14 protein-coding genes and 1 tRNA gene are annotated in these 16901 nt (G+C 73.4%); 7 read left to right on the top strand and 8 right to left on the bottom strand.

The features are described 5' to 3' along the window. Position 1: 1 nt before the first annotated feature. Complete coding sequence (locus tag ACQPZ4_RS15190; RefSeq protein WP_433060747.1) at positions 2-3151, bottom strand: BTAD domain-containing putative transcriptional regulator; 3150 nt, start codon at positions 3149-3151, stop codon at positions 2-4. A gap of 51 nt (positions 3152-3202) precedes the next feature. On the opposite strand from ACQPZ4_RS15190, the gene ACQPZ4_RS15185 reads away from it, so the two are divergent. After that, positions 3203-3745, top strand: a complete 543-nt coding sequence (locus tag ACQPZ4_RS15185; protein ID WP_433060744.1) for a GNAT family N-acetyltransferase — start codon at positions 3203-3205, stop codon at positions 3743-3745. Between the two features lie 36 nt (positions 3746-3781). Continuing rightward, complete coding sequence (locus tag ACQPZ4_RS15180; RefSeq protein WP_433060741.1) at positions 3782-4600, top strand: alpha/beta fold hydrolase; 819 nt, start codon at positions 3782-3784, stop codon at positions 4598-4600. Here ACQPZ4_RS15180 and ACQPZ4_RS15175 read toward each other — a convergent pair. From ACQPZ4_RS15175 to ACQPZ4_RS15165, 3 genes are read right to left on the bottom strand one after another with little or no spacing between them, the layout of a single operon-like run. Next, positions 4565-5383 (bottom strand): SDR family NAD(P)-dependent oxidoreductase, encoded by an 819-nt coding sequence (locus ACQPZ4_RS15175; RefSeq protein ID WP_433060738.1) that lies wholly within the window; start codon positions 5381-5383, stop codon positions 4565-4567. The genes ACQPZ4_RS15180 and ACQPZ4_RS15175 overlap by 36 nt on opposite strands. Next, entirely contained in the window at positions 5376-7187 is a 1812-nt protein-coding gene (locus tag ACQPZ4_RS15170) for a LuxR C-terminal-related transcriptional regulator (RefSeq protein ID WP_433060736.1), read from the bottom strand. Before ACQPZ4_RS15170 ends, ACQPZ4_RS15175 begins: the two co-directional genes overlap by 8 nt. Before the next feature lie 15 nt (positions 7188-7202). Next, positions 7203-8981, bottom strand: coding sequence for a discoidin domain-containing protein (locus tag ACQPZ4_RS15165; protein ID WP_433060733.1), 1779 nt, complete (start codon positions 8979-8981; stop codon positions 7203-7205). Positions 8982-9186: 205 nt separating this feature from the next. On the opposite strand from ACQPZ4_RS15165, the gene ACQPZ4_RS15160 reads away from it, so the two are divergent. Then, positions 9187-10548: a M1 family metallopeptidase gene (locus ACQPZ4_RS15160; protein WP_433060729.1), complete on the top strand. Its 1362-nt coding sequence runs from the start codon at positions 9187-9189 to the stop codon at positions 10546-10548. A gap of 260 nt (positions 10549-10808) precedes the next feature. Here ACQPZ4_RS15160 and ACQPZ4_RS15155 read toward each other — a convergent pair whose 3' ends face one another. Together ACQPZ4_RS15155 and ACQPZ4_RS15150 are read right to left on the bottom strand one after the other, a co-directional pair. Next, on the bottom strand, positions 10809-11594 hold the full coding sequence (locus ACQPZ4_RS15155) for an alpha/beta fold hydrolase (RefSeq protein WP_433060726.1): 786 nt from the start codon (positions 11592-11594) through the stop codon (positions 10809-10811). Continuing rightward, a complete protein-coding gene (locus ACQPZ4_RS15150; RefSeq protein WP_433060723.1) occupies positions 11591-12148 on the bottom strand; it encodes a hypothetical protein in 558 nt (185 codons plus the stop codon). The genes ACQPZ4_RS15155 and ACQPZ4_RS15150 overlap by 4 nt, the downstream gene beginning before the upstream one ends. A gap of 97 nt (positions 12149-12245) precedes the next feature. On the opposite strand from ACQPZ4_RS15150, the gene ACQPZ4_RS15145 reads away from it, so the two are divergent. Continuing rightward, on the top strand, positions 12246-12677 hold the full coding sequence (locus ACQPZ4_RS15145) for a hypothetical protein (RefSeq protein WP_433060720.1): 432 nt from the start codon (positions 12246-12248) through the stop codon (positions 12675-12677). Between the two features lie 14 nt (positions 12678-12691). Continuing rightward, a tRNA-Sec gene (locus ACQPZ4_RS15140) sits at positions 12692-12787 on the top strand. A 98-nt stretch (positions 12788-12885) separates the two neighbouring features. On the opposite strand, the gene ACQPZ4_RS15135 is transcribed toward ACQPZ4_RS15140, so the two are convergent. Further along, the gene (locus ACQPZ4_RS15135) at positions 12886-13410 is read right to left on the bottom strand and encodes a hypothetical protein (protein WP_433060717.1); all 525 of its coding nucleotides are present in this window, start codon (positions 13408-13410) and stop codon (positions 12886-12888) included. Next, positions 13407-13640: a hypothetical protein gene (locus tag ACQPZ4_RS15130; RefSeq protein WP_433060714.1), complete on the bottom strand. Its 234-nt coding sequence runs from the start codon at positions 13638-13640 to the stop codon at positions 13407-13409. Before ACQPZ4_RS15130 ends, ACQPZ4_RS15135 begins: the two co-directional genes overlap by 4 nt. A gap of 154 nt (positions 13641-13794) precedes the next feature. On the opposite strand from ACQPZ4_RS15130, the gene selA reads away from it, so the two are divergent. Both selA and selB read left to right on the top strand, forming a co-directional pair. Continuing rightward, positions 13795-15042 carry an L-seryl-tRNA(Sec) selenium transferase gene (gene selA, locus ACQPZ4_RS15125; RefSeq protein WP_433060712.1) on the top strand — a complete coding sequence of 416 codons (1248 nt, stop codon included), beginning with the start codon at positions 13795-13797 and terminating at the stop codon, positions 15040-15042. Between the two features lie 5 nt (positions 15043-15047). Then, positions 15048-16787, top strand: coding sequence for a selenocysteine-specific translation elongation factor (gene selB, locus ACQPZ4_RS15120; protein ID WP_433060709.1), 1740 nt, complete (start codon positions 15048-15050; stop codon positions 16785-16787). The last annotated feature ends 114 nt before the right edge of the window (positions 16788-16901 follow it).

Below are 16901 nucleotides of genomic sequence, written 5' to 3'. Positions count from 1 at the left end.
GTTACTTGCTGCGGTGCCTCCAGCCTGCCTCGGGAGCCGGGGGCGGCTCAACGCAATTACGGGCGGGGAAGTAGTCGAGCACGTTCTCCAGCGTGGCCTTGCTGCCCTGTTCGACGGCTGTGGCGTACACCTCAGGCGTCAGTTCCCCGACGGCCCGCACATAGACCGCCGAGGTCCACGGACGGGTGGCGTCGGTGGCGCCGCGCACGGTCTGGGCGGCGGTCATGAGCGTCACCGCCCGCGCCGCGTCCCCGCCCAGCAGCGCGGCCTCGGCGGCGTCGTCCACGGCCGTACCGACGGCAAGGGCATCGAACGCCGCCCGCCCGAAGTCGACCGCGGTGCGGATCGCGTCCCGGGCCGCCTCGTGCTCCCCGTCGTGGGCCAGCAGCACGGCGCGGCCGGAGTGCAGCAGGGCGAGCATCTGCGGCGAGACCCGGTTGTCCCCGACGATGTCCAGCGCGTGCGCGAACCGGGGGCGGGCCTCGTCGAGGCGGCCGGCGCGCAGGGCCTGGTCGGCGTACGCGTACTCGACGAACGCGATGCTGTCGGGCACGCCGGACCGGTTGGCGGTGCGGCGGGCCTCGGCCATCGTCGCGTCGGCGCGGGGATGGTCGCCGATCAGACTGTACAACTGGGCCAGTCGCACTTCTGTGACCGGGCGGTCCTCGGTCGATCCGAGCAGGCGCAGATAGGTCAGCGCCTCCTCGTAGTGCGCGATCGCCTCCCCGTGGCGCCCCTGGTGGGCCTTGGCCTCGGCGAGCGCGGCGAGCGCGAAGGACATGCCCCACCGCTCGCCGAGGCCCTGGAACGCCTCCAGCGAGGACTCGAACGCGGCCAGTGACTCGCCGGCGTGCGCGCCGGTGTTGAGCAGCGCGTGCCCGACGAGCAGGCGGCCGAGGCCGGCGATCCACGGGTCGTCGTCGGCGGCCAGGACCGTGATCCGCTCCAGGACGGAGCCGACCGGGCCCTCGCGATAGAGCCCGGCGACGGCTTGGAAGAGCCGGAAGAGCGGATGGTTCCCCTTGTACTCCACTGCCTCCGAGAACCAGCCGTCGAGCATCTCGGTGTCGCCGAGGCCGTCGAACCCGTTCACGGCGGCCACCCCGCAGGCCAGCGCGCGGGCGTCCGGGTCGGCCGGGCCGGGCAGGGACAGCGCGGCGGAGGCCAGGGCGGCGCCCTCGACCCGGTGCCCGCCGAGCCACCAGTACCAGCCGACGACGGCGACGAGCCGCACCGCGAGGTCGCTGTCGCCGGCCGCGATGGCCCGGCGCAGGGCCCCGTGCAGGTTGTCGTGCTCGGCGCCGAGCTCGGCGAGCGCCTCGAGCTGCCGGGTGCCGCGCAGGTCCGGCTCGCGGCGCTGGGCCAGGGCCAGGAACCAGGCGCCGTGGCGGCGGCGCAGCTCGTCGGTCTCGCCGTGCTCGCCGAGGCGTTCCAGGCCGTAGGCGCGGATCGTCTCCAGCATCCGGTACCGCAGGTCGTCCCCGGTCACCAGCAGCGACTTCTCGGCCAGCGTGGTCAGCAGCGCGTCCGGGTCGCCGAGGCCCCCATCGGGGTCGCAGACCGCGGCCGCCGCCTCCAGGGTCGCCCCGCCGGGGAAGATGGCCAGCCGGCGCAGCATGACCCGCTCGGGCTCGGCGAGCAGGTCCCAGCTCCAGTCGACGACCGCGCGCAGCGTCTGGTGCCGCGGCCGGGCGGTCCGGCTGCCCCGGTTGAGCAGCCGGAACCGGTCGTCGAGCCGGTCCGCGAGGTGGGCCGGGGTCAGCGATCGGCAGCGGGCCGCGGCGAGCTCGATCGCGAGCGGCATCCCGTCGAGGGCCCGGCAGATCCGGGCGACGGCGTCCGGGTCGTCGGCGAGCCCGGGCCGCACGGCGGCGGCGCGGTCGGTGAACAGCCGCGCGGCCGAGTCCTCGCCGAGCGGCTCCACGCCGAAGAGCGTCTCGCCGGTGATCCCGAGCGGCTCCCGGCTGGTGGCCAGGATGCGCAGCCGCGGGCACTCCCCCAGCAGCCGCTCGGCCAGCTCGGCGGCGGCCGCCACGATCTGCTCGCAGTTGTCGAGCACCAGCAGCAGCCGCCGGTGGGCCAGCGCCGCGGCCAGCCGGCGGGGTGGGTCGTCGGGCTCGGCGCGCCGCCCAGGTCCGGGCTTGCCGGCCGGGTCGCGCAGCCCGAGCGCGCCCCAGACGGCCTGGATGACGTCGGCCGGGTCGGTGACCGGCGCGAGCTCGACCAGCCACACCCCGTCCGGGACGTCGCCGGCCATGGCCCGCCCGGTCTCGATGGCGAGGCGGGTCTTGCCGGCGCCGCCGGGCCCGACGAGCGTGACCAGCCGCCCGGCGGCGACGAGCCGGCGCACGGTGCCGAGGTCGGTGTCGCGCCCGACGAAGCTCGTCAGCGGGGCCCGCAGGTTGCCGGCCGCGGGTTCCCGGCGCTCGGTCGCGGCCTCTCCCCGCAGGATCTGCACGTGTACCGCATGCAGCCCCGGCGAGGGATCCGCCCCCAGCTCGTCGGCGAGGCGCTCCCGGCAGCGCTCGAACGCCGCCTGCGCCTCGGCCCCGCGGCCGGCGTAGGCGAGCGCGCGCATGAGCAGCCCGACGAGCCGCTCCCGCAGCGGATGGGCGGCGACCAGGGCCTCCAGCTCGGCGACGACCCGCTCGCCGATGCCGAGCTCGGCCTCCAGGCGGTCCTCCATGGCGGCGAAGCGCAGCTCGTCGAGGCGGGCGCGCCAGGGCCGGGCGAACGCGGCGTCCCCGGCGTCGGCCAGCGCCGGACCGCGCCACAGCGCCTCGGCCTGCCGGAACAGCACCGCGGCCCCGGCCGGGTCCGCGGTCGCCCGGGCCCGCTCGACCAGCGCCTCGAACCGCAGGTGGTCGACGTCCCCGGGCTCGACGTCGAGCTGGTACCCGGTCGGCCGGGCCTGCAGCACCCCGTCGGGCAGCACCCGGCGCAGCCGCGACACCAGCGACTGCAGCGCGTTGCCGGCCCCGCCGGGCGGATGCTCGCCCCACAGCCCGTCGGCCAGCCGGGCGGCGGTGACGACCCGGCCGGGCTGCAGCGCGAGGAGCGTCACGAGCACCCGCAGGCGCGACCCGCCGACCTCGACGATCTCCCCGTCGCCGGCGCGCACCTCCAGGGGACCCAGCAGCCCGATCCGCACTCGCTCTCCCCGTCCGCTCGCCCGCGCCGGCGGTGGTCTAGGGTGCCGGTCGTGGTCCTGCTGCCGATCCACACGGAACGGCTCGTGCTTCGCGAGCCTACCGTCGCCGACGCGCGGGACGTCCTGGTGTTCCGGGGCGACCCGGAGGTCCAGCGGTACAACGACGAACCCCTGCGCAGCCTCGCGGAGTGCGAGGCGTTCCTGGAGTACCTGCTGGCCGAGACGGCCGCCGACCTGCGCCGGCACTGGGCCCTCGAGGCCGGCGGGCAGGTGATCGGCCTGATGGGCCTGCACAGCTGGCACCGCATGCACCGCCGCGCCGAGCTGGGCTACGACCTGGCGCTCGCGCACTGGGGCCACGGCTACGCGAGCGAGGCGGCGCGGGCGATCCTCGGGTACGGCTTCGGCCCGATGCACCTGCACCGCGTCCAGGCGCACACGATCGCCGACAACCACCGCTCCGTCCGGCTGCTGACGTCCCTCGGCTTCACCCGGGAGGGGACGATGCGGGACTTCTCCCTGGAGGACGACGGTCGGTTTCACGACAGTGCCGTGTTCGGCCTGTTGCGCTCGCAGTTCCTGCCAGCGGTCTGACAGGGCTTTGCCAGCGCCTCCGGCCAGACTTCCGGCATGACCGACATGGATGTCGCCGTCTCCGCGGACGGCACGGCGATCAGCTTCCGCAGCACCGGCGAGGGCCCCGGCCTGGTGGTGGTCCCGGGCAACAACCGGCGCGCGCACCACTACGAGCGCTTCATGCGGAGCCTGCCGCGGTACCGTGTGCACGCGATCGACCGCCGGGGCCGCGGCGCCAGCGGTCCGCAGGGCCCGGCGTACTCGATCGAGCGCGAGGTCGACGACGTCCTGGCCGTCGCCGCCGCCACCGGCTCCGAGCTGCTCTTCGGCCACAGCTACGGCGGGCTGATCGCCCTGCACACGGCGCTCCGGCGGCCGTTTTCGAGGCTCGCGGCGTACGACCCGGGCGTCAGTCTCGACGGCTCGTTCGACCTCGCCTGGCTGCCCGACTTCTCCCGCCTGCTGGCGCGGGGCCGCCCGCACGCGGCGATGGCGACGTTCACCAAGCGCACCGGCCTGGTCCCGATCCCCCCGGCCCCGATGGCGGTCCACTACGGCCTCGCGTACCTGCTGCTGCGCGGCAGGGACGGCGCGGAGACCCTCGCCATGATGCCCACCACGCCGGGCGAGATCGGCGAGATCGCCCGCCTGGACTCCGACGGCTCCCGGTACGCGCGGATCACCACCCCGGCGCTGCTGCTGACCGGCACGAAGGTCCCCGCCTACATCCGCGAGGTGGCACCGCGGCTCGCGGCGATCATGCCGGACGCGCGGTGCGAGGTGCTGCCGGACGCCGACCACAACGCCCCGGACCTGAACCGCCCGTCCCTGGTCGCGTCACACGTCGAGGCATTCCTGTCCGGCCGCCCATAGCTGTTCGCGCCGCCTCGGATCCCGCGCCCTCGCCGGGATGGCTCTGGGGCGCAGGCCGGGGCCGTAGAACCCGCTGCGGTACCGCTCGGGCCCGGCCAGCCGCGCCGGCGTCTCGGCCGCCCGGCCCGGATCGCGCCCGACGAGCCGCTGCACCAGCATCGCGACGGCCCGTACCGGCGCGGGGAACCCGGTGGCGTTGCGGAACACGGCGGTGCGGGTCAGCCCGGGGTACACGCAGAAGACCCCGAGCTCCGGACGCCGCTCGGCGAGCTCGACGGCGAGCAGATCGTTGGCGAACTGGGTGCGCCCGGAGACCCACCGCCCCCGCCCGCCCTTGCGCGCCTGCAGATCGTCGAAGTTCAGCGTGTCCGGATACCTTCCCGCCGCCGCCACGAGCACGACGTTTGCCAGGCGTTGCTGGAGCCTCTCGACGAGCAGCAACCGCGACAGGACATTCAACGCCAGCGTGTACTCGTTGCCCTCCGCCGTCCACGCCGGCTCGTTGGCCAGACACCCGGCACAGCACACGAGCGCGTCGATCTTCCCGGTCCTCGCCTGGATCTCGTCGGCGAGCCGCCCGGTGTCGGCCATGAGCGAGAGGTCGGCGGGCAGGAACATGCTCCCGCGCCCCGGCGGCAGCCCGGCGAGCGTGCCGGCGGCCCGGCCGGGATCCCGGCCGGTGAAGAGGACCCGGTCGCCCTGCGCACCGAGCTTGAGCGCGACGGCCCGCCCGATCCCATCGGTACCGCCGGTGACCACCACGGTCCGCTGCAGCTCATCCATGCCGCCCAGCGTCGCCGGTCCGGCCCGGCCGGAAATCGGCAGCCGTCACCGACTTAAGCGCACCTCTCGTCGCGGTCCCGGTCTTCCGCAGCAGCGCGGCCACGTGCGTGTCGACGGTGCGCGCGGAGAGGAACAGCCGCTCGGCGATCTGCCGGTTGGTGAGCCCTTCGCCGACCAGCTCGAGGACGTCCATCTCCCGGCTGGTCACCCCGGCGGCCCGCAGCCCGTCCGGCACCGTGGCGTTCCCGCGCCCCTTCCGGGTGCCCGCCCCGGCCCGGCGCAACAGCCCCCGCAGGATGCGCGCGCCGGCCTCGTCCCCCTCCCGCTCGGCGGCGGCGAGATCGGCGCGCAGGTCGGGCACGGGATCGCCCCACTGGTCGGCGACGGCGGCTTCGAGCACGACCAGCCGCAGGAGTCGCCCCCACCACCCGGTGACCATTGCTTTCCCGGCCGCATACCGCCGCGCCGCCTCGGCCATGTCCCCGGTTCGCCCGGCCTCGATCGCCGCCGCATAGTCGACGGCTCCCCGGTTCACGCCCCGCATCGCCGCGAGCAGCGGCATCGCGTCGTGCGGCCGCGTCGCGTCATGCGGCCGCGTCGCGTCATGCGGCCGCGTCGCGTCATGCGGCCGCGTCGCATCGTGCGGCGGCAGCGGGTTCGCGGTCGTGTTTGCCGGCGTGGCTGCGTTGATCAGCGTCCAGAGGCCCCAGGTCGGCACTGGCGCCGTCTCATCGCGGCCGCGCAGGATGTCCACACTCCGGCTGAGCGCGACGGCGGCCCCGGCCCGGTCGTGGCCGAGCACCGCGACCACCCCGTCCACCATGTCCGGCCCGGCGAGCACCTCGGCGGGCGCGAGGGGCCGGTGCGCGGCGCGTTCGGCAAGCGCACGCCCACCTTTCGGATCGCCGCCCGCGGCCTGGGCGAGCGCCGCGATCAACTCGGCCACCGCCTCCAACCCCGGCAGTTCGAGGGTCGCCGCGAGCCCGGCCGCCCGTTCCGCCGCGGCGCGCCCGGCCGCGGGTCCGTCGACGAGCAGCCGCGCCTCGGCCTGGAGCACGTCCGCCCACAGCACGTGCGCGAGCTGCCCGCCGTCGAGCGCGACCCGCCGGGCCTCGGCCAGCGCCGGGCTGTCCGCGCCGTCGTTGAGCTCGATCGTGGCCAGCCCCAGCAGCGCGGCAACCCTGGGTGCGAGGAGCCCATGACCCGCCGCCAGCCGCGCCGCCCGCCGGTACATCTCGGCCGCCGTCGCCGCGTCCCTCCGAGCCTCGCAGCGCGCCCGGGTGATGATCGCCCGAACCACGTCGGTCGGCACCGCCCCGGGCCGCAACGCCGCCCCGGAGTCTTCGTTCTGCGCCGCCCCGGGCCGGATCGCCGTCTCCGAGTCGCGCGGCTGGGCCCCGTTCGCGGACTCGATGACCTGGGCGGCGAGTTCGGCGGCCCGGTCGAGGTCGCCGCGGCCGAACGCCGCATCCGCCCTGATCGCGAGCGCGGACGGGTGGTCGGGGTCGGCCGCTCGGTCCGCGTACCGGTCGGCGTCGTCCCACCGGCGCAGGATCAGGCAGGCCTCGGCGAGGTGCAGGCACAGCGCGGTGTGCTCGTCGCCCGCCGTCGCATCGAGCGCCTGCCCGCCCACGTCCAGGGCCTCCGCCGCGCGGCCGCCCGAGATCAGTTCGGCGATTCGCTCGGTGATCGGCGGTTCGGCCGCGGCCTCCCGGAGCAGAATCGCGGCCAGGGCCGCACGGTCGGGGCCGCCGCGTCCGTGCAGGACGGCCGCGGCGGCCTCGAGTGCGCGGCGGGCGTCCACCGCGTCAGTATCGCCTCAGCTGCCGTAGACCTGGAACTCGAACAGCGAGTAGCCGTAGGCCGTGGCGCGCTGGGTGCCGTTGACCCGGACATACCGGCCGGAGCCTGTCACGTTCAGGGTCTGGTTGCCGCCGGTGCCGGTCGTGGTGCTGTAGATGGTCGTCCAGTTCGTCCCGTCGTTGGACGTCTGGACCTGGAAGGCCTTGGCGTAGGCCGCCTCCCAGTTCAGGTTGACCTTGCTGATCGAGTGGGTGGCGCCCAGGTCGACGCGCAGCCACTGCGGGTCGCTGAACGCGCTCGACCAGCGGGTGCCGGTGTTGCCGTCGGTGGCGTTCGCGGCGGGCGTGCCCGCGTTCTCCGTCGACGAGGCAGTGGTCGGGTGCCCCTGGGACAGCAGCGTGCCGCCGCCCGTTCCGCCGCCCGGAGTACCGGTCAGGCCGAACTCGTAGAGGGAGTAGCCGTAGGCGGTGGCGCGCTGCGTGCCGTACACCCGGACATAACGCCCGGATCCGGAGACGTTCAGCGTCTGGTTGCCGCCGGTGCCCGACGTGGTGCTGTAGATGCTGGTCCAGTTCGTCCCGTCGGCCGAGGTCTGGATCTGGAAGGCCTTGGCGTAGGCGGCTTCCCAGTTCAGGTTGACGCTCGTGAGGTTGTAGGACTGGCCGAGGTCGACCTGCAGCCACTGCGGATCGCTGAACGCGCTCGACCAGCGGGTGCCGGCGTTGCCGTCGGTCGCGTTCCCGGCGGCCGTGCCCGCGTTCTCCGACGACGAGGCGGTGGTCGGCTTGCCCTGCGCGATGTTGGTGCCGGGCGGCGTCGTGGTGCCGCCCTTCTTGTTGTACACCGCGACCCAGTCGATGTTCATCTGCGCGCCGGAGATCGTGCTGGCGTTGGGACCGCCGCCGAACGCGTCGGGGAATCCGCCGCCCATGGCCAGGTCGTAGATGATGAAGAACGGGTGGTGCACGGCGTTGTTCCAGGTCGTGGCGTCCACGCGGGTCGCGGGCAGGGTGAAGTAGTTCGCCCCGTCGAGGTACCAGCGAATCTCTTCCGGCGACTTGGACCGGTCGATCTCCACCGCATAGGTGTGGTAGCCGGTCTGGCACCCGGCGCACGCCCGCTCGCCGCTGCCCAGGCCGGTCGACTCGTTGCACGGCCCGCCCGGGTTGGTGCCGCAGTGCAGCGTGCCGAAGACCGAGCTGCGCCCGTTGATGTCCTCGAGGATGTCGACCTCGCCGCTGGTCGGCCACGTCGTGCCGGTGCGCAGCGTGGAGCCGAGCATCCAGAACGCCGGCCAGTACCCGGCCCCGTTGGCCGTGGTCACGTTCGGCTGCTGGATCGAGGACTCCATCCGGACCACGTCCCCGGCGTCGGCACCGAACGTGGCGGCCTGGGTCTCGATCCGCCCGGACGTCCAGCCGGCCCGCGGGTCGCTGCCGCTGTGCAGCGCGCGCAGCACCAGGTGCCCGGCGCCGTCCTGGAACACGTTGGCCGTGCTGTTGGTCATGGTCTCGATCTCGCCGGTACCGAAGCTGCTGCCCGGTCCGGTGTCGTACTTCCACGTGCCGGTGTTCACGCCGGTACCGGAGGCGCCGTTGAACTCGTCGCTCCAGGTGAGCGTGAACCCGGCCGGCGGCGTGGGCGAGCCGGCGGCGGCGAGCTGGGCGCTTCCGCTTGTTCCGGCGTTGCCGCTGGTCCCGGCGTTGGTTCCGGCGTTCGCCACGGCGGTGATGGCGACCAGTGCGAGCGTGGCCGCGGCGGTGACGCCGACGACCCATTTCCGTGTGGTGCGCATGGCTCTCCTAGCTTCCTGGCGGGGACAGAGAGCGCTCTCTCAACCGGCACGCTACTCCTGGCGCACCGTGCCGCGTCAAGTGGGGAGAGCGATTTCCTGACGGCCACCTCTCGGGCGACCGCACTTGATCGCCGGCGCGGACGAGGGTCTCGCAGGGGGTCGTCCCGCATTGACGCTCGTCGTTCGATGCCCGGATGCTCGCGGCATGACGATCCGGCTCCTGACCGCGTTCACCGCCGCGGTCACCACCGCCACCGCCGTCGCCGTCGGGGTCATCGCCTCGCCGGCGCACGCCGCGGTCGACACCACCAGGACACCCGGCCTGGCCGACTACACCGTCACCCTCACGAGCAACAGCACCGGCGCCTCGTGGACCGGCCACGAGACGGTCACGTTCACCAACACCTCACCGACGGCCCTGCCCGAGGTGTACCTGCGCCTGTGGGACAACTACCACGGCACCTGCCCGTCGAACACGCCGATCACCGTCACCAACGTGACCGGCGGTACCCCGGCCGCCCTCTCGGTCAACTGCACCGCCCTGAAGATCACGCTCCCCACGCCGCTCGCCCAGAACGCCTCCGCGACGATCGGCTTCGACCTCGGCATCGTGGTACCCGCGGGCGCCGACCGCTTCGGCCGCGACGGCGCGTACAACTTCATCGGCAACGCCCTGCCCGTCCTCGCGGTCCGCGACGGCGCCGGCTGGCACCTGTCCCCGTACACGAACAACGGCGAGTCGTTCTACAGCCTCATCAGCGACTTCGACGTGACCCTGGACCACCCCACTTCCCTGTCGGTCCCCGCGACCGGCACCGCCACCGACACTCCTGGCGCGACCGGCCGCACCGTGACCCGCTCGGTCGCGACCAACGTCCGCGACTTCGCCTGGGCCGCGGGCCCCTTCACCAAGACCACCGGCGTCTCCCCCGGCGGCTACCGCGTCAACGTCTACCGCACGAGCGCCATCTCCGCGAGCAGCGCGAGCTCCATGCTCTCCACCGCGATGGGAGCCCTGGACGCCCACTCCTCCCGCTTCGGCGCCTACCCGTACGGCGAGGCCGACGTGGTGCTGGACAACAACTTCTGGTTCGGCGGCATGGAGTACCCCGGCTTCGTCCTCGATGTCGTCTCGTCGACAGCCCTGGCCCACGAACTGGCGCACCAGTGGTTCTACGGCATCGTCGGCGACGACGAGTACACGACGCCCTGGCTCGACGAGGCCTTCACCGACTACGCCACCGACCTGTACTTCAACAAGACCGGCACCAACTGCTGGAACTCGGTGACCTGGCAGTCCTCCAGCGAACGCCTGACCAGCTCGATGGCCTACTGGGACGCCCACTCCTCCCGCTACTCGACGGTCATCTACGGCTACGGCAAGTGCGCCCTGCACGACCTGCGCCGCACCCTCGGCACCACCACGATGTCCAATCTGATGTTCAACTACGCCCAATCCCACTGGTACGGCGTCTCGACCGTCCCCGACTTCAAGGCCGCCGCCCAGTCCGCCGCCGGCGCAACCAGCCTCACCTCCTTCTGGACCACCCACCGCATCGACGGCTGACCTGCACCCCTTCTGTTCTCTCTCCCTCCCGGAGGCGCGGGCTTCCCGGTCCGCGCCTCGCCTCTTCTCCCCCTTGCCGCGTCAGCGTTCCCGGCCCACCGACCTGCCCGCGAAGCGCCACGAACGGCTCGTCCTCCTCACTCCTCTCCCCGCCTGCTTTCCCCGCCTGCACTCCCCTGCCTGCTTTCCCCTGGCTGCTCCCTCCTGCCTGCTGTCCCCTGCTTCCTCTCCCGTTCTCGTGTCCGCGGCCGCGACTCGCATCAGTCCGGCACGGTCAGGAAGTCCTCCACCAGCCCGGGCAGCGACGGCGCCCCGGTGATGTCGTAGTGCGTCCGCCCCGGGATGATCGCCAGCCGCGACGCCACCCGCTTCGAGGCGTCCCAGTCCGCGTCGCGCAGCCCGCCCCCGAGCAGTGCGTAGAACTCGGCGATGTGCGCGGGCGGGATCGAGTCGGCGTCCGCGTACACGAGCATGGTCCGCGCCCGAATCCGCGCCGCCTCCGGAGACCAGTCGTAGTCCCGCCGCAGCAACTCCCCCAGCTTCGCCCCCAGCACCGGCCAGTCCTCGACCCGCGGTGCCACCTTGGCGTAGGCGGCGTACAGCGGCGAGCCCTTCATCCCCTCGGCCGCCTCCGGCCCCAGCTGCGCCATCCCGGCCAGCACCTCCGGGAACCACCCGGTCCGCCGCACCGGCGTCGAGACGACAACGAGCCGCCGCACCACGTCCGGATGCTGAATCGCGATCCGAACCGCCGTCCCGGCCCCGAGCGAGTACCCCATCACGTCGACCCGCCCGAGCCCCAGGTGCCGGATCAGCGCGGCCACGTCATCGGCACACGTCTCGTACCGCAGCGGCCGCTCCGCATTCGGTGTGTGCCCGTGCCCCTGCAGCTCGACCCCGATCACCCGCCGCCGCTCCGCCAGGGCCGCCAGCAGCTCCCCGAACATCTCAACGGTCCAGAACCCGCCGTGCAGCAGCACCAGCGGCTCACCGGCGCCGTGCTCCTCGTACCAGAGCGAGACCCCGTTCACCTCGGCATACGTCATGACCCGACCCTAGTCTCCAGTTGCCGCACGTACTCCCGCACCAGCGGCGACCACGCTTCCGGCGGCCGCTTCTCGCCGACGATCTCGTACCACCCCGTCGTCTCGATCCACAGCCGCCGCAGGAACTCGCCGAACGAGTCCGCCGCCTGCACGAGCTCACCGTCGCCGGCATCCCCCGCCAGCACCGGCTGCGCCCCGTCCGCCCCGACGAACAGGTACCAGTACACGCACCCCTGCGAGTCGGCCATGAACTCCACCAGCCGCCCGCTCTCGAACTCCCCGCGGTCCCGCACCCGCCAGAAACAGTCCGTCGGCGACGCGAACGCCAGCGGCAACTCGGGCCGCGCGAAGAACTCGTCGAACGCCAGCCCGGCCGGCACGTCGCCCTCCGCCCGGTACATCCGCTTCCCGACCGGATCCGCGCCAACCAGCCAGTCGTAGCCGCCGGGCACGTCAACCGCCGGCAGTGAGGCGAGGTCATAGAGCTGATAGGTGAACTTGCAGGGGAGGTAGTCCCCGAGGCCGATGCCCCACCATCCGCGGTTGAACTTCATGCCCCGGACGCTAGTCGGGGGGTACGACAAAATCGGGCGGGCGGCTGGCACGCTGCGGGACTTCGGGTCGGGGCGGACTCTGGAAGACTCCGTGGCCATGAGCGTCGCTCGTCGGCTGATCTATGTCGGAATGGTGCTCGGACTCCTCGCCGGCGCGATCATCGGGCTCGGGGTGCTGTACCTGGCGCGGGAACGGACGCGGGAGGCCCAGGCGTTCCCCGGATGCTTCCGCCGGGACACATTCGACGCGTTCGTGCAGGGCCTGCCGGCACCGCGCGACGGGGACGACCTGTTCGATCCGGTCACGGTGCCCGACCTGATCGGGGCGTGCAAGGTCGGCAGCGCGTACGCCGTCGACGGCGGCTACATCTTCTACGCCGGCGAGTACGAGACGCTGCTTGGCTTCGACGACGTCGGCTGGGGGTACTTCCCCGGCGGCTTCGGCACCGGCCTCGGCAACGGCGCCTGGGAGGGGCCGCGGTTCCGGGTGCTCGACGGACCCTGGTACACCTGGTCCGCAAGCTGGTAAGTACGCTCGGCACCGGAGGCGTGCGGGCGGCTGGTGCCCCTCCCAGTCTTCAAAACTGGTGTGGTCCGGAACCCGGGCCAGGCGGGTTCGATTCCCGTCCGTCTCCGCCAACAGCCCCTGCCCGCACATCGTGTGCGGCACGCTGCTCGTGCGAGCGGCGAGGGCAGGAAACCCCGGTGGTGATCTCTTCACCACGACGTGCGTCCGCTCAGAAGGGTGGATCGATCCCGTCGCTCGCAGGGGCTGGGCGATCCGGCACAGCAGCGGTCGGCGAAGGCTGGGACGGCGGCTTGCGGGGCGGGACGGCGGCCTCGATCTGGCCCAGCACCGTCAGCCGCGCGATGATCGCGCCCGTCTGGCGGCCGAACGCCGTCGACAGGTCCTTGATCGAAGCGCCGTCCCCATAGAGTTTGGCCAGCTGCTGGTCGTCCCCGTCGGTCCACGGCTGGTACGCGTTCGGGTACGTCTTGCGCAGCTGGTCGATGCGCTTGTTGCCCGACCCCGGTGCACGGGCGCCGCTGGTGATGCCGGCCAGGGCGCTCAAGGCCTGCCCGACCGAGTGCAGGCTCGGTCGCGGGATCCGGCCCATCAGGCGGCCGATCTCCTCGTCGGACCCGTTCAGCATGAGGACCTCGAGGTCGACGTCCTCGGAGCCGGTGGCCGCGGCGGAGATCTTGTAGGTGCGGCCGTAGACCGTCGTGGTTCTCGTGATCTTCGCGGTCGCGTCCTTCATGACTCGGCCGCCTGCTTCGCGGTGAGCCGGCGGTGCAGCCAGAAGCAGATGCCCGCGGCGCCCAGGCACCAGCCGGCCCAGGCCATGCCGTCGGCGGCCGTGCTCAGGTGGCGGCGGGCGAAGATCGCCGTCAGCACCACCGCCAGCAGGGCGCCGTGGGCCGCCACCAGGCCCACCAGCAGGAGCAGCTTGCCCGTCCAGTCCAGGGCGAACATGGTGAAGCGCCGCATGTGCGGACCCCCGTTCCGTGTGTCACCCTCAGCGTGCGCGCCCTCACCCGACGCGCGCCAGGAGCAATCGCCGCCTGTGGATAACTCGGCGCTGTTAGCGTGGAGGGGCACGGGAACGCTGAGAGTGAGGGCTGCCTTGGATCCGCGACGGGCGGTGCCCAGGACCGATACGGTGCTCGACGATCCGCGGCTGGCCGGCTTTCCGCGCGACCGGGCCAGGGTCGTGGTGCGCGAGGAGCTCGACCGGGTCCGGCGTGGGGAGGTCGCGGCCGGGGACGTGGTCGGGGAGGTCGAGCGGCGGTTGCGCGGCGGCATGCGTACCGTGCTCAACGCCACCGGCGTCGTGCTGCACACGAACCTCGGGCGCGCGGCGCTGTCCGACGCGGCGATCGGGGCGCTGGTCAAGGCGGCCGGCCACACCGACGTCGAACTCGACCTGGACAGCGGCCGCCGGGCCCGCCGCGGGCGGGGGGCGCTGGATGCGCTGGCGGGGGCGGTTCCGCGGGCACAGGCGGTACACCTGCTGAATAACGGTGCGGCGGCACTCGTGTTGGCGGCCACGGGATTGGCGGCCGGACGCGAGATCGTGGTCAGCCGCGGCGAGCTCGTCGAGATCGGGGACGGGTTTCGGCTGCCTGACCTGCTCGAGTCGACGGGCGCGCGGCTGCGGGAGGTGGGCACGACCAACCGGACGTCGCTGGAGGACTATCGGCGGGCGATCGGGGCGCAGACCGGGTTCGTGCTGAAGGTGCACCCGTCGAACTTCTTCCAGCGCGGTTTCGTTTCCACGGTACCGGTTGCCGCCCTCGCCGGCCTCGACGTCCCCGTCGTCGTGGACATAGGATCGGGGTTGCTGCGGCCCGATCCGGTGCTGCCCGACGAGCCCGATGCCGACACGGTGCTCAAGGACGGTGCCGACCTCGTGACCGCGAGCGGTGACAAGCTGCTCGGCGGGCCCCAGGCCGGGCTGCTGCTCGGCCGGGCCGACCTGGTCGAGTCGCTGCGGCGGCATCCGCTCGCGCGGGCGCTGCGCGTGGACAAGCTGACGCTTGCCGCGATCGAGGCCACGCTGCTCGGGCCGGAAACGCCTACCTGGCGCGGGTTGCGCGCGGACGCCGGCGTGCTGCGGCGGCGGGCCGAGGCGATCCTGGCCGAGCTGCCCGGGATCGACGCCGCGGTCGTGGACTCGGTCGCCGTCGTCGGAGGGGGCGGGGCGCCGGACGTGGAGCTGGAGTCGGCGGCGTTGGCGCTGCCGGCGGTACTGGCGCAACCGCTGCGAACGGGGGAACCGTCCGTGTTCGGCCGGGTCGAGCGCGACCGGCTGCTGCTGGACCTGCGGTGCGTGCCCGAGGCGGAGGACAAGTCGGTGGCCGCGGCCATCCTGCGCGCGGCGGGTCGCTGAGCAGCATGTGGGTCGTCGCCACTGCCGGGCATGTCGATCACGGCAAATCCACGCTCGTACGGTCACTCACCGGCATGGAGCCCGACCGCTGGGCCGAGGAGCGGCGCCGGGGCATGACGATCGACCTCGGCTTCGCCTGGACGCAGTTGCCGTCGGGCGCGACGGTTGCGTTCGTCGATGTGCCCGGGCACGAGCGGTTCGTGCCCAACATGCTCGCCGGCGTCGGCCCGGTCCCCGCCGCGATGCTGGTCGTGGCGGCCGACGAGGGCTGGAAGCCGCAGTCCGCCGAGCACCTGGCCGCCCTCGACGCGCTCGGCGTGCGGCACGCGCTGCTCGTCGTGTCCCGCGCCGATCTCGCCGACCCGGCCCCGGCGCGGGCTCAGGCCCTGGAACACCTGGCGAAGACCACGATCGGCGACGTCGAGAGCGTGGCCGTCAGCGCGGTCACCGGAGCCGGCCTCGACGAGCTGCGCGCGGCGCTGGACCGTCTCGGGTCCGCCCTGCCCGCGCCCGACCTCGGCGCGCCCGTCCGGCTGTGGGTCGACCGCGCGTTCACCATCCGCGGCAGCGGCACGGTCGTCACGGGCACCCTGGGGGCGGGCCGCCTGACCGCCGAGTCCGACCTGGAGCTGCATTCTTCGCCGGTACGCGTACGAGCCCTGCAATCCCTCGGCTCGCCCGTCTCCACTGTGGACGCCGTCGCCCGCGTGGCCGTGAATCTGCGGGGCGTCGAGCGCTCGGCGGTGGCGCGGGGCGACGCTCTTGTCACACCCGGGCGGTACACTTTCACCGACCTCATCGACGTGCGCATCCACGGCGATCCGGTCGCCGGACTGCCGTCCACGTCGGTGTTCCACATCGGGTCCGCGGCGGTCGCCGCGCACGTGCGGCCGCTGGGCACCGACACGGCGCGCCTCCGCCTGGCCCGCGTGCTGCCGCTGCACGTCGGCGACCGGGCGCTGCTGCGGGACCCGGGCCTGCACCGCGTCCCGGGTGGCGTCACGGTGCTGGACGTGTCTCCGCCACCCCTGCGCCGGCGGGGCGCCGCGGCGACGCGCGCCGTGGACCTGTCCACGATGGACGGACGCCCGTCGCCGGAGGACGAGCTGCGCCGGCGCAAGCTCGTGCACGCCGACGAGCTGACCCGCATGGGCGTCACGGCGCCCGGGGCGGGCTGGCTGCTGGACCCGGCCCACGAGGAGTCGCTGCGGGCGCGGCTGGCGGCGGAGGTCAGGGCGTACGCCGAGCAGCACCCCGTCGACCCCGACCCGCCGGTCGACGCGATCCGCAGCCGGCTCGGGCTGCCGGACCGCGCCCTGGTGGAGCGCCTCGTCGCGCCGCCGCTGACGATTCGGGACGGCCGCATCGGCACCGGGAGCCGCCTGCCCGAGAAGCTGCAGCGTGCGCTGAACGCGGTACGGGCCGACCTCGACTCGCACCCGTTCGCCGCTCCGGAGGCCGACCGGCTGGCCGCGCTGGGCCTGGGCCCGAAGGAACTCGCCGCGGCGGCGAAGGCGGGCCTCCTGCTGCGCATCGCGGACGGGATCGTGCTGCTGCCCTCGGCTCCCGCGGCCGCGGTTGCACGGCTGGCGCTGTTGGAGCAGCCGTTCACGTTGAGCGAGGCGCGGCAGGCCTTGGGGACGACTCGGCGGGTGGCGGTACCGTTGCTGGAGTTTCTACACCGGAGGGGCGCCACCAGGCGCCTCCCGGACGGGCGTCACACGGTCGCCGCGCCGCCGTCGTAGGAGTGTGCGAACAAGGAGCAGCTTCCACTCCACGGTGCCGCACATCGGAGTCAAGAGCTCATCGCCCAAGCCTTTATCCCTGAGAGGAGGAAGGGCAATGATTTGAGCCTGGCC

This window comes from Dactylosporangium sp. CS-033363 (assembly GCF_050942475.1).
Classification (GTDB): Bacteria; Actinomycetota; Actinomycetes; order Mycobacteriales; family Micromonosporaceae; genus Dactylosporangium.
This window is presented reverse-complemented; position numbering and strand designations above follow the sequence as displayed.

Bases quoted from the DNA above. Each gene is read 5' to 3' on its own strand.
- ACQPZ4_RS15165 (WP_433060733.1), bottom strand. From the start codon at position 8,981: ATGCGCACCACACGGAAATGGGTCGTCGGCGTCACCGCCGCGGCCACG.
- ACQPZ4_RS15135 (WP_433060717.1), bottom strand. From the start codon at position 13,410: ATGAAGGACGCGACCGCGAAGATCACGAGAACCACGACGGTCTACGGC.
- ACQPZ4_RS15180 (WP_433060741.1), top strand. From the start codon at position 3,782: ATGACCGACATGGATGTCGCCGTCTCCGCGGACGGCACGGCGATCAGC.
- ACQPZ4_RS15175 (WP_433060738.1), bottom strand. From the start codon at position 5,383: ATGGATGAGCTGCAGCGGACCGTGGTGGTCACCGGCGGTACCGATGGG.
- ACQPZ4_RS15150 (WP_433060723.1), bottom strand. From the start codon at position 12,148: ATGAAGTTCAACCGCGGATGGTGGGGCATCGGCCTCGGGGACTACCTC.
- ACQPZ4_RS15160 (WP_433060729.1), top strand. From the start codon at position 9,187: ATGACGATCCGGCTCCTGACCGCGTTCACCGCCGCGGTCACCACCGCC.
- ACQPZ4_RS15145 (WP_433060720.1), top strand. From the start codon at position 12,246: ATGAGCGTCGCTCGTCGGCTGATCTATGTCGGAATGGTGCTCGGACTC.
- ACQPZ4_RS15155 (WP_433060726.1), bottom strand. From the start codon at position 11,594: ATGACGTATGCCGAGGTGAACGGGGTCTCGCTCTGGTACGAGGAGCAC.
- ACQPZ4_RS15130 (WP_433060714.1), bottom strand. From the start codon at position 13,640: ATGCGGCGCTTCACCATGTTCGCCCTGGACTGGACGGGCAAGCTGCTC.
- selB (WP_433060709.1), top strand. From the start codon at position 15,048: ATGTGGGTCGTCGCCACTGCCGGGCATGTCGATCACGGCAAATCCACG.